This is a genomic window from Chitinophaga sp. (assembly GCF_017745275.1).
Classification (GTDB): Bacteria; Bacteroidota; Bacteroidia; order Chitinophagales; family Chitinophagaceae; genus Chitinophaga.
Genome location: NZ_JAGHZS010000003.1, coordinates 430,545 through 446,164, shown reverse-complemented (window position 1 = coordinate 446,164; position 15,620 = coordinate 430,545). Strand labels below are relative to the sequence as shown.

The following is a 15,620-nucleotide window of genomic DNA, read 5'->3' as shown; positions in this document are numbered from 1 at the left end:
TATTGTTTCAAGATAGTGAAAACAAAGGGATAAAACAGGTTAATTTCCTTGTTTGGGTGATGATAACATTATATTTTTATTAATACATGACAAACATCAGGTTCGCGGATATCTTCACCAGCTACCTTTGTATCAATAATTTTAGATTATGCCATCCGTAGAAATTCTATCCAGGATACAGTTCGCCTTCACCATTGCCTTTCACTATATCTATCCTCCGCTGAGTATAGGGCTTGGACTCTGTCTCGTTATTATGGAAGGGCTGTACCTCAGAACAGGTCTCGCGCTATATAAGGATATCACGAGGTATTGGATCAAAATATTTGCATTAATCTTCGGGATTGGTGTAGCCACGGGTATTGTTATGGAGTTTGAGTTTGGCACCAACTGGGCTACCTATTCTCATTATGTAGGAGATATTTTCGGCAGCGCCCTGGCGGCGGAAGGGATCTTCGCTTTTGCCATGGAGTCTGCATTTCTTGGGGTATTACTATTTGGCTGGAACCGTGTGAACAAAGGCGTTCACTTTTTTTCTACCTGTATGGTGGCATTGGGCTCCATTTTTTCTGCCCTATGGATTGTTATTGCCAACTCCTGGCAGCAAACACCGGCAGGGTTCCGCATTGAGGGCCATGATTTACATGCCCGTGCGGTAGTAACTGATTTCTGGGAAATGGTGTTAAACCCCTCTTCTGTTGATCGCTTCTCTCATGTTATTATAGGTTCCTTTCTCGCCGGCTCCTTCCTGGTGATGAGTGTAGGTGCCTGGTACATATTAAAACAACGCTTTGTAAAGCATGCGCAGGCCATGTTTAAAGTAGGCCTGAGTGTGGCTGTAATCGCCGCTTTAATGCAACTCTTTACCGGACACCGCTCTGCACATTATGTCAGCAAATACCAGCCGGCTAAATTAGCGGCTATGGAAGGCCACTACGACAGCTCCGCAGTGGCACCCATGTACCTGGTTGGATGGGTTGATAATAAAAATGAAAAGACAACAGGGATAAAAATTCCCGGTGGACTTTCTTTCCTGGCACATGGTAGCTTTTCAGCCCCTGTAGAAGGCTTACGGGCTACACCTAAAGAAGACAGGCCCGGCGCCGTCAACTTTGTTTTCCAGATGTATCATATCATGATCTCCATTGGCATGATATTGATTGGGTTGACCTTATTAGCCGTATTTCTTTTATGGAGAAAGAAATTGTTTCACCAACGCTGGCTGATGATCATCTTCGCCTGGGCGGTGGTGTTGCCTCAAATCGCTAACCAGGTGGGCTGGTACGCCGCAGAGGTAGGGCGGCAACCCTGGGTAGTGTATAAGCTGCTGCGTACTTCAGATGCATTATCGCGAAAAGTGACGGGCGACCAGGTGATGTTCTCCCTGATATTATTTACGCTGGTATATCTCTTATTATTCACGCTGTTCATGTACCTGCTGACCCGGAAAATACAGCATGGGCCTGACATTTCAGAGCACGCGGAAACGGAATATGACGGATACTATCACGACAACCTTACTTACCATCCTAAATCATAGCGATATATGGAAACAATACTTGGACTGGATTTGCCTACCTGGTGGTTTTTAGTGATTGGAGGATTGATCACAGGATATGGCGTACTTGATGGTTTTGACCTGGGAGCAGGTGCCCTGCATTTATTTTTTAAGAAAGAAGAAAGCCGGCGCCTGGTGCTGAATGCTATTGGACCTGTATGGGATGGAAATGAAGTATGGCTGGTAATTGCAGGAGGGGCGCTGTTTGCAGGCTTCCCGCTGGTATATGGTGTGGTATTATCTACCTTTTATATCCCTTTCATGTTATTCCTGGTAGCACTGATTTTCCGGGCTATTTCCATAGAATTCAGGAGTAAGGAACCCTGGCTTTGGTGGAGAAAAATGTGGGATATCAGTTACACCGTATCCAGCACTGGTATTACGCTGTTGCTGGGATTGGTATTAGGTAACCTGATACATGGACTTCCTATTAATAAAGAGCACGAGTTTACCGGCAACCTGCTTACCTTCTTTAACCCTTACGCCATCCTGATTGCATTTACCACTTTATCACTGTTCATGTTGCATGGGGCTATTTACCTGGTGATGAAAACGGAAAACCGGCTGTATACAAGGCTGACAGTCATTGTAAACAACTGCAGTAAATTCTTCATCCTGTGCTTTATACTAACGTCAATGGCTACGCTGATTTATGTACCACATATGACGCACCAGTTTAAAACACATCCGGAGTTATTTGTACTGCCTATGCTGGCGGTACTCATTCTCCTGAACATCAAAAGGAATATAGATGCCCGTAAATACTACACCGCTTTTCTTTATTCCAGCATTATTACAGCCTGTTTACTGATCCTGTTTGCAGTTGGATTATATCCCAACATTGTCATCTCTACTACAGACCCAACCTATAGCATCAGCATTTATGCAGCGGCTTCGTCTGTGAAGTCATTAAAAATTATGCTGTTGATTGCGGCTATTGGCACCCCTATGGTCATTGGATATACGGTATTCCTGTTCTGGACATTCAGGGGTAAAGTGAAATTAAACGAAATGAGTTATTAGGGGGAGCGGAAAGCAGAAAGCAAAAAGCTATTGAAGCGGATAAAAAAAGCGGAAAGACCCGCTCTGGTCATCCGCTTCAATAGCTTTTTGCTTTTTGCTTTCTGCTTTATGCTTTCTGCTATAAAAAACAGGTCCCCGCAAGAAATTGCAGGGACTTACCATTTAACCTATATTCTGTACTGTAGCATTGTGTTGATGATCTTCTGATAGTCGTCGTTGTCTTTTTCACTATCCTTTTCTGTTATCAGAAGATTGTTATGTATTTAAGACGCTGTACGTTCAAGAAAGTTTAATCGATTAAAAAAAATTTCTAAAAATAATTTTGGGACCCCGAAATTCGTACCCTGAATTACTGCCTTCATGAATCGCATAGACCGCCTAACAGCCATTCTCATTCAATTACAGGGTAAAAAAATTGTAAAGGCGGCGGAAATCGCCGACCGTTTTAATATTAGCCTGAGAACCGTATACCGGGATGTAAAAGCCTTACAGGAGGCCGGTGTACCTATTGGAGCAGAAGCTGGAACCGGCTATTATATCGTGGAAGGCTACCACCTGCCACCGGTCATGTTCTCTAAAGAAGAGGCTGCCGCCCTGCTAACCGGGGAGAAACTGATGGAGCATTTCAGCGACCACAGCAACAAGAAGCAATTTAGCCTGGCCATGGAAAAGATCCGGTCGGTACTCCGGGGAGCAGAAAAAGACTACCTGGAGTCCCTGGAAGAAAACATCGCTGTATTCCGGTTTCAGCCCCAAAATACCGAGGTAAGCCAGTTCCCTAACCGCTTTCTTTCTGATATTCAACAGGCACTCGGCATGAGCCAGGTGGTCAGCATGGAATATTTGGCCCTGCAGGACAGCAACGGTACCAAAAGGGAAGTGGAACCAATCGGCGTCTTCCACCTTAGCAATAACTGGCACCTGATCGCCTTTTGTCGCCTCAGGCAGGGGTATCGCGACTTCCGCCTGGACCGGATCCGTAAATTAAGTGTACTATCTGCCCATTTTCAGAAAAGTAAACACCCCTCTTTACAGGACTACCTGGAACAACAGCGGCAACAGAATAAAGAAGATACCTTCCTGATCAAAATCAAAGTAGATAACGATGTGATGCGATATATCCGCGATCAGAAATATTACTACGGCCTCATGGAAGAAAAGGTAAACGGCGACAAAACAGAGCTGACCTTCCTGCAGTCTTACCTGGGATACTTTGCCCGTTGGCTCATCATGTTTGGTAAGAGTGTGGAAATCCTTGAACCCCTGGAACTTAAACTACGGATGCAGGAACTGGTAACGGACCTCAAAGAACATTATTTATAATTTTCTGATTACTGCTGACATAAGGTTGTCACTGCCCCCTCGTTGCTTTGTATTGTGATTAAAAACAACACAATATGAAGACGCTGAACAATTGTTATGTATTCCTTTTCGATGGCTATTCAGACTGGGAACCAGCCCTTGCTATGTACGGCCTTGGTAGCTTTACTGCCGTTAATATCGTTACTTTCTCCCTGGATGGTCAGCCCGTTAGATCCGGAGGCAAACTATTGGTACAGCCACAGGCCAGCCTGGCACAGGTAATGACCGCCGATATTGACTTGCTCATCCTGCCGGGAGGCGCTCCTATGGAAGCAGGTGCTAATACGGAAGTATTACCCCTTGTTCGCCTGTTGCTCGAAAAAGAGAAAACTGTTGCTGCTATCTGTGGCGCCACTGCATTATTAGCGCAACATGGCTTCCTGGATAACATACCCCATACCAGCAACCATCCAGCAGTATTGAAACAACTGGCCCCTGCTTACAAAGGCGGCGATTTCTATGAAAACAGCCCCGCCGTAGCAGCTCCTCATATTATTACCGCCAGTGGCACAGCAATGGTACCCTTCACCAAAGCCATTCTGAACCATTTCAACCTGCTGCAAAATGAGCAACTTAAATTCTGGTTTGGCTTCTTTGATGCTGGCAATGATGGAACAGACTTGGGTGAATCGGCCTCTTTTCACTTCTTCTATCGCCGTTATCAAACCAACTATGCAGGTATGCTGGAACTAGTGCGTACAGCTATTAAAGAAGTGTACGAGCAAGCCATAGCAGCCGGACTGGAAATATGCGGCGGCGCGCAATGGCACTACTACGGCTTCGATGGACAACCAGATACCGTATTCACCCTCGATATTGGCTTGCCGGTAACTGCTGTAAAAGCGGTAACAGCGCCATGGCAATGTGAAACCCTGCCTCCATTCAAATGTGTAAGCATGCAGCACCGTGGCTCCTGGGAACTGTTGGCCAATACTTACGGTAAACTGTTTACAGGTATGGAAATGCTGGGTTTACAAATGAATGGCTACACCCGCGAACAGTATCTCCAATACAATTTTGAACATCCGGAACATAATATTACCAACGTGCAGATTGGAATTATATAGTCTGATAATGGGTGCGGGAACGGGCGCCTGCACCCATTATTTGTTAATTCACAATATGCCCAAACCTATTATATGAAAACGTATATCTACCTGGGATGGTTGCTCCTGATCTCATTTGCTTTTGATATACAGCTAACACTCAAACACATGGATAAACTGGATTTAACGAAAGTGTACAAATCATACTATACTGCCGGCAAAGCACCGGAGTTAGTGACCATTTCAAAAGGGTTGTTTTTGACAATTACCGGTAAAGGTGATCCCGATGGTGCTGCTTATGCTGAAGCTGTTGCTGCTTTATACGGCGTGGCTTACGGGATTAAATTTGCCAGCAAACAAAAAGGGCTTGATTTCACTGTCAGCAAGCTGGAAGGCTTCTGGTGGGTAGATGGCCACTATGTAGATCCACTGAAAGTTCCACGGGATGAATGGAACTACGAATTAGCTATCCGCCTGCCGGATGAAATCACCCGGCAACAATTTTCCGAGTCGGTATTGGCTACAGAAAAAAAGAAGCATTCGCCTTACATCAGAATGGTAGATTTTAAGCACATAGAAGAAGGCTTATGTGTACAAATGTTGCATACCGGTCCTTTCAGTGAAGAACCAGCATCACTGAAAAAAATGGACGACTTCATGGAACAACAGGGTTGGAAGATGAATGGGCGGCATCATGAAATCTACTTATCTGATTATCGTAAAACTGCGCCGGAGAAATTAAAAACGATATTAAGGCATCCGGTAAGGAAATAATACGGGGAGATGTAAAAGCAGGTGAGGGGCTGCGCGCCATTGCCAATGAAAGCCGGAAGCTTATTGCTGACGGCTTTTTTTAGTCGCCTAACCCGAGTTGTATAATGGCTTGCTGAGCAGCGATCTGGCTGGCATCTTTTTTATTGAATGCTTTACCGCTACAAATCAGTTCTCCATCTACTACGGCACCCACTGTAAAGATGCGCCGGCCGTTATCCATTTGTTCTTCGAGTAATTCGAATTCCAATGTTTTGCCATTTTTATTGGCCCAGCCGTATAATTTGTTTTTGTGGTTCATTTCCACGGTTTCCAGCAGTTCCATATCAATATATGGCATAATGATACGTTTATGAACGAACTGTTGGGTTTTATTATAACCGCGGTCCAGGTAAACGGCGCCAACAAGAGCTTCGAGGGTATTACCGAATATCTGGCTGATTTTGAGAAAGCTGTTGTACTTATCGTAGATGGTGAGCTTACGCAGTCCCATCTTGATAGCGATATCATTTAACTGCTGCCGGTTTACAATTTTGGAGCGCATCTCTGTTAAGTATCCTTCTGTTTTATAGGGATATTTTTTAAAGAGATAGTCCCCCACGATGGCGCCGAGAATGGCGTCTCCGAGGTATTCCAGCCTTTCGTTGCTTTCCAGGAATTTTTCTTTACTGGAACGATGGCTCAGGGCCACTTCATAAAGAGCAAAGTTACCTGGAGGAAATCCCAGCAGGTTGTGCAACTCCTTATATAAGTGCCGTTTTTTGGAAACTAGTCGATATAAAAAACCTGGCAGTAAATTCACACAATCAAGATCAAGGAACGAATTTTTTGAAAATCACGGAGGCGTTATGTCCTCCAAAACCAAAGGTATTGGATAAGCCTGCACGTACTTCTCTCTTTTGTGCGATATTAAAAGTAAAATTCAGCTTCGGGTCTAACTGCGGGTCGTCAGTAAAGTGGTTGATCGTAGGAGGAACTATGCCATCAAGGATCGACATAATTACGGCTATAGATTCAACGGCGCCGGCAGCCCCGAGTAAGTGCCCGGTCATGGATTTTGTAGAGCTGATGTTCATATTATAAGCATGCTCTCCAAAAACTCCCTGAATGGCTTTTACTTCGGCAATATCTCCCAATGGAGTGGAAGTACCGTGAACGTTGATATAATCGATTTCGTTTGCCTGCATTCCGGCGTCTGCCAAGGCATTCCGCATTACGTTTAGTGCGCCCAGTCCTTCCGGATGGGGAGCGGTAATGTGATATGCGTCTGCGGTAGCGCCACCACCGGCTAACTCTGCATATATCCTGGCTCCTCTTGCCTGTGCATGTTCTAATGACTCCAGTATAAGAGCGCCAGCTCCTTCTCCCATCACAAAACCATCGCGGTCAAGGTCAAAGGGTCTGGAAGCAGTTTTGGGATCATCATTCCTTTCTGACAGGGCCTTCATAGCGTTAAATCCGCCAACACAAGGCTCGTTAATTACATTTTCTGATCCGCCGGTAACTACCATATCGGTTTTACCATAACGGATACTGTACATCGCTTCAATGATAGCATTGGTAGCAGAAGCACAGGCTGATACAACAGAAAAATTCGGCCCCCTGAAACCATGGCGGATAGAAATATACCCTGCCGCGATGTCAAGAATAAGCCTTGGAATTAAGAAAGGACTGAATCGGGGCGTACCATCCCCAGTGTGGAATTCTTTCAGCTCGTTACTGAAATTGATCATACCACCAACACCGGTACCCCATATCACACCAACCCGATCAGCATTGATCTTGTCTTTATTGATATTGGCGTCCAGTATCGCCTGATCTGCGGCAATTACAGCCGTTTGTGTAAAGGGGTCCATTTTACGGGCCTCCTTCTTGTCCAGGTAGTTAGCAGGATCAAAATTTTTCAGTTCACAAGCAAAACGAGTTTTAAACTTGGAAGCATCAAATTGCTTGATAAAATCCGCGCCGGATACACCGTTCGTCAATCCGTGCCAAAAGTCAGCTACGGAATTGCCGAGCGGTGTAAGAGCGCCTAAACCTGTAACGACAACTCGTCTTGGTTGCATTAAAACAATTCTGATTAGTAGGATTATTTTACATGTTCTTCCAGGTAAGCAACTGCCTGGCCAACAGTAGTAATAGTTTCAGCTTGTTCGTCAGGAATGGAGATGTTGAATTCTTTTTCGAATTCCATAATCAGTTCTACCGTATCCAAAGAGTCAGCGCCTAAGTCGTTGGTGAAGCTGGCTTCAGGAGTTACCTCGGCTTCGTCAACGCCCAATTTGTCAATGATGATCTTTTTAACTCTTGATGCAATGTCTGACATAATTTTAAGTGTTTTTGGTTTAAAACTTGACTGCAAAAATATAATTTTTATTGAATTGCCAACAGATAGCCCGAATTTTAAAGGCGCTCCAATAGGACCAATCTCGCCAAACCCACTACAGTAAACATATTCATTGCTTTGTTAATAAAAGAATTTATATAATTTTGATACTGGCAGGTTTATAGATTTGCATATTTTAGCACAAAAGTCGCCTTTTTCGGGACAAATAAGCCAATCTCCCAAATCCAAAATCTATAAATCTTAAAATATCTCCATTCAACCTCCTATATCACCACTTATCTAAAGCCTTAACGCTAATTAACAGTTACCGATAACTTTCGCCCTCCTCAATGCGTAAATTTGTCCGGCTTGTGAGATTATGGCACTACGTCGCCATCTTCCAATTGTTGTATTCGCATATTTTCCTGCTGAAAACCAGCAGTCAAAGACCAGAAAAGCTATAAAAACACTTAGAAAAAGATATGGCCATCACCAAAAAGACCGTTCGCTCAATCGTATTATTGGCCGCTGCCGGTATTGTAATCTTTCTTATTTATAAGAAGACAACCAGCAACAAGTCTGCCGGAGAACCAGCAGCCGCTGCCAAAGGAGCCGGCCCCAAAGCACTCCTTACCGACGCCTGGATCGTAAAATCATCCCGGCTCGACCAATCTATTGAAGCAAGCGGTACCCTCCAAAGCAACGAAGAAGTAGAAGTAAAGCCGGAAATCAATGGCCGTATCATACACCTCTATTTTAAAGAAGGCACTTCCGTTAAAAAAGGTGACCTCCTCGTAAAGCTCTATGATGAAGACCTTAAAGCGCAACTGCAAAAACTTAAGTTACAACAGCAACTGGCCAAAACCACACTGGAACGCCAGGAAAACCTGCTTAAAATAAATGGTATCAGCCAACAAGACGTAGATGTTACCCGCAACCAGGTAAGCGCTTACGCCGCAGATATGGAATATACCCAAACCCAGTTGCAAAAAACAGAACTTCGCGCCCCCTTTAGCGGAAAGCTCGGCTTACGGAACGTTAGCGAAGGCGCTATTGTGTCTTCCGCCACTGTTATCACCACCCTCCAACAAATAGATCCATTGAAAATGGACTTCTCCGTGGCTGAGAAATACCGTAACGCCATCAAAAACGGGGACCAGGTGAATTTTTATGTGTCTGGAGATAATAAGGAATATAAAGGTAGCATCTATGCCATCGATCCGAAAATAGATCTCACCACCCGCACCGTAAAACTCCGGGCCATTGTACCTAATAATAATGGTATACTGTTCCCCGGATCTTTTGCCAAAGTGAAAATCATCTTAAAAGATCTCCCGGACGCCCTGATGATTCCTTCTCAGGCCGTGATTCCCGGTACCCGCGATAAAAAAGTAATTGTAGCAGACAGCGGCAAAGTAAAATTTGTAGTAGTGGAAACAGGTCTGCGTACAGAAAGCAGCGTGCAAATCACCTCGGGATTACAGGCCGGCGATACCGTGATTACCACCGGTATCCTCCAGCTGAAACAAGGCATGCCGCTCAAGTATAATAAGATACAGTAACAGTTTTCTTCTTTAACGACGGAACCCGGAGGTAGCCATCTCCCGGAAAAACCAATACGCTAAAAGAGAAAATCAGAAAATATTTACTATGAGTTTACCTTCATTATCACTCAAACGCCCCGTATTTGCTATCGTGATGAATATCATTATCGTGATATTCGGTCTGGTGGGCTTTACATTTCTGGGGGTAAGAGATTTCCCGGCCATCGATCCGCCTATCGTAAATGTGCGCACCTCCTATGCCGGCGCCAACTCCGATATCATTGAAACACAGATCACCGAACCACTCGAAAAACAAATCAACGGTATCGCCGGGATCAAAAATATTTCTTCCAGCAGTAGCCAGGGAAGCAGCAATATCACCGTGGAATTTGAACTGGGGCAAGACCTGGAAGGCGCTACCAACGACGTACGCGACAAAGTTTCCCAGGCCCTGCGCAGCTTACCACCCGATATCGACGCACCACCCGTAGTTTCCAAGCAGGACGCCAACTCAGACGCCATCATTTCTATGACCGTTCAGAGTAATACCCGCAACCAGCTGGAAGTAACAGAATATGGTACCAACGTACTCCTGGAAAAACTGCAAACCATTCCCGGCGTCAGCGCTATCCAGATATGGGGAGAAAAAAGATATGCCATGCGTATCTGGATGGATCCCGCCAAACTATCTTCCTATAGTCTTACCCCCGGCGACGTACAAGCCGCGCTGGCAAGGGAAAACGTGGAATTACCCTCCGGGAAAATTGCCGGTAATGCTACGGACTTCACCGTACGTACCTTCGGCCGCCTCGTTTCTGAAGATGATTTCAACAACCTCATTATCAAAAATATCAACGGCAGCGAAATCCGTATCCGCGACATCGGCCAGGCCGTACTCGGACCGGAAAATGAAGAAACCGTACTCAAAGAATCCGGTAGCCCCATGATTGCACTGGCCCTGATTCCTCAACCCGGTTCCAACTATGTGGCCATTGCCGACGAATTCTATAAAAGATACAACCAGCTTAAAAAAGATATCCCGGACGATTACTCCGTGAATATCGCCATGGATAATACCAAGTTCATCAAACAATCTATTGATGAAGTGGAAGAAACCCTCATTGTGGCATTAGTACTGGTAATTATTATTGTATACCTGTTCTTCCGCGACTGGCTGATGGCCCTGCGCCCGCTGATAGATATCCCGGTATCCTTAATAGGCGCCTTCTTTATTATGTATGCCTGCGGATTTACCATTAATATCCTCACCCTCCTGGCCATCGTACTCGCTACAGGACTGGTAGTGGATGATGGTATTGTGGTAACAGAAAATATTTATAAGAAGATAGAAGCAGGTATCCCCAGGATGCGGGCTGCCCGGGAAGGATCAGAAGAAATATTTTTCGCGGTTATCGCGACGTCTATCACCCTCGCCTTTGTATTTTTACCTATCATCTTCCTGCAGGGTTTCGTAGGACAACTGTTCCGGGAATTCGGGATCGTGGTAGCCGGTGCGGTAATTATTTCCGCGTTCGTATCCCTCACGTTAACGCCGGTACTGAACGTGAAGCTGGGTCGTAAAACACATACCCACTCCTGGTTCTATACCAAAACAGAACCTTTCTTCCGCTGGATGGAAGATGGCTATAAAAATTCGCTGGAAGCGTTTATGCGTTTCCGTTGGGTAGCGGGATTAATCATCGCCGGATGCCTGGTGTTGATTTATTTCCTCTTCAAAACATTGCAATCGGAGCTGGCGCCGCTAGAAGATCGCAGCACTTTCCGTTTGTCTATCACCACGCCGGAAGGTACTGCCTACGATTACATGGACGCCTATGTAGACAAGCTCACCAAATTCATGGTAGATTCCATACCGGAAAAAAAGATTGTACTCAGCGTTACTTCTCCCGGATTCAGTGGCTCTGGTGCAGTAAACACCGCTTTCGCCAACGTGATGCTCACCGAACCACATGATCGTAAACGTTCGCAGAAAGATATCGTGAATATGGTGAACCGGAATATGAACCGGTTCCCCGAGGGTAAAGTATTTGCCATTGAAGCACAAACTATCCAGGTAGGGCGTCGTAGTGGATTGCCGGTATCATTTGTACTGGAACATATTAACTTCGATACCTTAACCTCTGTGTTACCTAAGTTCATGGAAGAAGTGAGCAGCAGCCCAGTTTTCCAGGGGACTGACGTGGACCTGAAATTTAATAAACCCGAACTGCGTATACATATTAATCGCGATAAAGCCACACAACTGGGCGTATCTGTACAGGATATCTCTCAAACATTACAATTGGCGTTAAGTAACCTGCGCTATGGTTACTTTATCAGAAATGGTAAACAATACCAGGTAATGGGGCAGGTATTCCGCGCTGATCGTGATGACCCGATGGACCTGCAAAACCTGTATGTACGCAACTCCCGTGGCGAAGCCATACAACTGGACAACGTGGTAAGCATTGAAGAAGAAACCAGCCCGCCGATCATTTATCACTTTAACCGTTATAAATCTGCCACCATTTCCGCTGGTCTTGCCCCGGGTAAAACCATTGGTGATGGTTTGAAAGAGATGTACCGGATTTATGATAAGCTACAAAAGGAACAAGTCCTCAACGACTCGTTTAACACCGCGCTCTCCGGCTCTTCACGTGACTATGCCGAAAGTGGCTCCAATACTATGTTTGCGTTGGCATTGGCCCTGGTACTCATTTACCTGGTGCTCGCAGCGCAGTTTGAAAGCTGGGTGGATCCGTTGATCATTATGCTCACCGTACCACTGGCCTTTGCGGGCGCGCTGCTGTCACTCTGGTTATTTAATCAAACCTGGAATATCTTCTCCCAGATTGGGGTAATTATGCTGATAGGGCTGGTAACTAAAAATGGCATCCTGATCGTGGAATTCGCCAACCATCAGCGCGATAGCGGGATGCAAAAGGCAGATGCAGTTATCAACGCATCTTCTATGCGGCTTCGTCCTATCCTGATGACCAGTTTGGCGATGGCATTGGGTGCATTGCCAATTGCGATGTCTCTCGGTGCTGCTGCTACCAGCCGTATTCCGTTGGGGATTGTGATTGTAGGAGGTATTGTGTTCTCCCTGGTATTAACCCTCTACGTAATTCCGGCTATGTATACCTTCCTTTCCCGCAGAGGTAATTTATCTCACGATGACGAGGAAACAGAAGACGATGCTGCAAAAGAAATTACGTCTGCACATGCATGAAGAGAATTGAATGATTAAGTTTAAGTTTTTTATGAAGACATATATCCATAAGCGTTACTTATTATTGACCCTGTTACTGGCCGGGACCAGCGCATTACACGCGCAGCAAAAGGTACTCACCCTGGAACAGGCCATAGACGTGGCGCTTAAAAATAACTATGATATTCGTTTGGCGAGGAATACCGCAGAATTGTCTGCTAACGATTACGCCTATGCGAACTTTGCTTTTATTCCAAGGCTAAATGCTACTGCAGGTACTACCTGGAATAATACAGCCACCAAACAGGAATTTGTAAACGGCACCAAGCGCGATACCAGCGGTATTAAAGGGAATAATGTCAATGGTAGTGTAAACCTTAGCTGGACATTATTTGATGGCCTTAAAATGTTTGCGACACGCAATAAACTGGAATCTATCCGTAATCTCGGAGAGCTGGCCATCAAAGATCAGGTACAAAATTCCATTGCTACCATCATCAGCGGATATTATAATGTAGTGCAGCAGAAACAACAACTGAAGGCCTTATCAGAACAGATGTCTATTTCTGAGGAGCGGGTAAAATTATCTGATGCTAAGTTCACTACCGGCCTGGCACCTAAAACAGATCTGCTGCAATCCAAAGTAGATCTGAACGCGCAAAAAGCACTGTATATCCGTCAGCAAACATTGATAGAGCAAAGTAAAGGCTTGTTGAATCAATTGATGGCTGTACCTGCAGGTGCTATCGGCTATGATGTAATAGATTCTATTCCGCTGGAAAACAGTCTTTCTTTTACAGCCTTGCAGGAAAATATTGCCAATAATAATACAGCGATCAAAGTACAACAACAAAACGTAAACATCTCTGCACTTACTATTAAAGAACGCCGCGCGGATTATTTCCCGGTGATCTCTTTTAATTCCGGGTACAACTATAACCGGAATACCTCCAATGCTGCCTCCAACGCCTTCAGTCCGAAATTTAGCAGAAACGGTGTAATTAACTATGGTTTGACTGCGTCCATTCCTATCTTTAATGGCTTCAATGTAAAAAGACAGGTACAGGATGCACGGATAAATTTTGACTTTCAAAACATCACCCTGGATAATTTAAAATCACAGGTAGATTTGTCGCTCAATAATGCATTCAAAGATTACGAATATTATAAGAAGCAGGTATCATTAGAAGAAGAAACCAATGATCTTGCAAGGGAAAATGCGATGGTTGCATTAGAGCGATTTAAACAAGGGGTATCTACTATTCTTGAAGTAAAAATCGCGCAACAAAGCCTGGAAGATTCTTTCTACCGGCTGATACAGGCACGGTATAATGCCAAACTGGCGGAAACAGAATTAGGAAGGTTAAATGGTGCGCTGGTGAAATAAATAGTCTACCTGATTGACAATAGCCAAAAGCAAAAAGCTATTAAAGGCGAATGACCTGAGCGGTATTTTAAATTACTCATCCGCCCAGGTCATTCGCCTTTAATAGCTTTTCGTTTTTCAGTTTTGTCCTTTCGGCTATAATTATGTACGCCCATGGACGAACATTTGTATTATTATCGAACACATATAAAATAAAAAAATTTAATAGCCGTTATTTATCAGTACAAAATCCTCCGGCATGGTTTTATAAATACCGTTGTTCATAAACATTATCACTATGTTACGCCACATTTTAACTATGTTCGTTTGCCTGTTATTATTGGTGGGAGCGGCGGCCGGCCAGCAATTACGGGTTGTAAACCGCGGAATAGTTGCAGACGCTACTACGATACACCTGGATGAGGCTCCTGGCGCGGGAATAGCCTGGATCACGCAACAGCAATTTGACAATGGTACTATAGAATTTGACGCGAAAGGAAAAAATGTGTTACAGCAAAGCTTTATTGGCATTGCTTTTCATGGCGTAAATGACTCTACTTATGATGCGGTTTACTTTCGTCCTTTTAACTTCCAGGTGCCGGAAGGCAATAGGAGGAAGCATTCCGTCCAATATATTTCATTACCGGCATATGATTGGTCACTCCTGCGTCAGAATTATCCCGGCAAGTACGAAAATGAAATAGATACCAGGGTAGATCCAAATAAATGGTTTCATGTAAAAATTATCGTATCTTATCCGGAGGTATCCGTGTATGTAAATGAACAAATGTGCCTGGCCGTATCACAATTGAGTAAGCAAAAAAGCGGAATGATAGGATATTGGGTAGGTAACGGCTCTTCCGGCGACTGGAAGAATTTAAAGATTAAATAAAGTTTGTTGATTGATACAGTTAGAAGTCGGGCTTTAGGAACGCGGGTTCTTAAAGCCTTTTTTTATGCCCATTTTTTCGTCGTTATTTAAAGCTGAATACTTTCTTCTGGAACTAAGTTTTAGCCAACTCACAGGCTTGATGACAGTTACCCCGCCGGACCAATATAATTTCATCTGGTACACGGCGAGGGCAACTTGTCATCGTTGGGCTAACAAATTGAGAGTGATGTTGGGCTACTTTATCTCCTAAATACTAATATCATTTCAACATAATTAAGTGATGACTATTGCCTTGCCGCGCCAACACAATGTCTATACAGTGCACAACGAAGGCAACTCATCATCGTTGGGTTAACAAACAGAGAATAATATCAGGTTGCTTTATTTCCTAAAGCACTAATAATGCTAACCTATCATTTCTGCACAGTTAAGTGATGATTATTGCCTTGCCGTGCCAACACAATGTCCATACAGTGCACAGCGAAGACAACTCATCATCGTTGGGTTAACAAACAGAGAATGAC

The 15,620-nt window shown here is 44.5% G+C and carries 12 protein-coding genes; 9 read left to right on the top strand and 3 right to left on the bottom strand.

Going from position 1 to position 15,620, the window contains the following annotated elements:
- The first annotated feature begins 148 nt into the window (after positions 1 to 148).
- The 5 genes from J7623_RS11295 to J7623_RS11275 all read left to right on the top strand — a co-directional run bounded on the left by J7623_RS11295 (position 149) and on the right by J7623_RS11275 (position 5,760).
- A complete protein-coding gene (locus J7623_RS11295; protein WP_291920248.1) occupies positions 149 to 1,537 on the top strand; it encodes a cytochrome ubiquinol oxidase subunit I in 1,389 nt (462 codons plus the stop codon).
- A gap of 6 nt (positions 1,538 to 1,543) precedes the next feature.
- Entirely contained in the window at positions 1,544 to 2,578 is a 1,035-nt protein-coding gene (cydB, locus tag J7623_RS11290) for a cytochrome d ubiquinol oxidase subunit II (RefSeq protein WP_291920246.1), read from the top strand.
- A gap of 360 nt (positions 2,579 to 2,938) precedes the next feature.
- Positions 2,939 to 3,901 carry a YafY family protein gene (locus J7623_RS11285; protein ID WP_291920244.1) on the top strand — a complete coding sequence of 321 codons (963 nt, stop codon included), beginning with the start codon at positions 2,939 to 2,941 and terminating at the stop codon, positions 3,899 to 3,901.
- A 74-nt stretch (positions 3,902 to 3,975) separates the two neighbouring features.
- The gene (locus J7623_RS11280; protein WP_291920242.1) at positions 3,976 to 5,007 is read left to right on the top strand and encodes a DJ-1/PfpI family protein; all 1,032 of its coding nucleotides are present in this window, start codon (positions 3,976 to 3,978) and stop codon (positions 5,005 to 5,007) included.
- 72 nt (positions 5,008 to 5,079) lie between these two features.
- Complete coding sequence (locus J7623_RS11275; protein ID WP_291920240.1) at positions 5,080 to 5,760, top strand: GyrI-like domain-containing protein; 681 nt, start codon at positions 5,080 to 5,082, stop codon at positions 5,758 to 5,760.
- A 79-nt stretch (positions 5,761 to 5,839) separates the two neighbouring features.
- Here the strand turns inward: J7623_RS11275 and rnc are convergent, their stop codons facing one another.
- The 3 genes from rnc to J7623_RS11260 form a co-directional block, all read right to left on the bottom strand.
- Positions 5,840 to 6,496 carry a ribonuclease III gene (rnc, locus tag J7623_RS11270; protein WP_291920238.1) on the bottom strand — a complete coding sequence of 219 codons (657 nt, stop codon included), beginning with the start codon at positions 6,494 to 6,496 and terminating at the stop codon, positions 5,840 to 5,842.
- Between the two features lie 73 nt (positions 6,497 to 6,569).
- A complete protein-coding gene (fabF, locus tag J7623_RS11265; protein WP_291920236.1) occupies positions 6,570 to 7,823 on the bottom strand; it encodes a beta-ketoacyl-ACP synthase II in 1,254 nt (417 codons plus the stop codon).
- A 23-nt stretch (positions 7,824 to 7,846) separates the two neighbouring features.
- Positions 7,847 to 8,083 (bottom strand): acyl carrier protein, encoded by a 237-nt coding sequence (locus J7623_RS11260; RefSeq protein WP_012788038.1) that lies wholly within the window; start codon positions 8,081 to 8,083, stop codon positions 7,847 to 7,849.
- A 482-nt stretch (positions 8,084 to 8,565) separates the two neighbouring features.
- On the opposite strand from J7623_RS11260, the gene J7623_RS11255 reads away from it, so the two are divergent.
- The 4 genes from J7623_RS11255 (at position 8,566) to J7623_RS11240 (ending at position 15,096) form a co-directional block, all read left to right on the top strand.
- The gene (locus J7623_RS11255; RefSeq protein WP_291920234.1) at positions 8,566 to 9,645 is read left to right on the top strand and encodes an efflux RND transporter periplasmic adaptor subunit; all 1,080 of its coding nucleotides are present in this window, start codon (positions 8,566 to 8,568) and stop codon (positions 9,643 to 9,645) included.
- 88 nt (positions 9,646 to 9,733) lie between these two features.
- The gene (locus J7623_RS11250; protein WP_291920232.1) at positions 9,734 to 12,859 is read left to right on the top strand and encodes an efflux RND transporter permease subunit; all 3,126 of its coding nucleotides are present in this window, start codon (positions 9,734 to 9,736) and stop codon (positions 12,857 to 12,859) included.
- Positions 12,860 to 12,890: 31 nt separating this feature from the next.
- Positions 12,891 to 14,225, top strand: coding sequence for a TolC family protein (locus tag J7623_RS11245; RefSeq protein ID WP_291920230.1), 1,335 nt, complete (start codon positions 12,891 to 12,893; stop codon positions 14,223 to 14,225).
- 277 nt (positions 14,226 to 14,502) lie between these two features.
- On the top strand, positions 14,503 to 15,096 hold the full coding sequence (locus tag J7623_RS11240; RefSeq protein WP_291920228.1) for a family 16 glycoside hydrolase: 594 nt from the start codon (positions 14,503 to 14,505) through the stop codon (positions 15,094 to 15,096).
- The last annotated feature ends 524 nt before the right edge of the window (positions 15,097 to 15,620 follow it).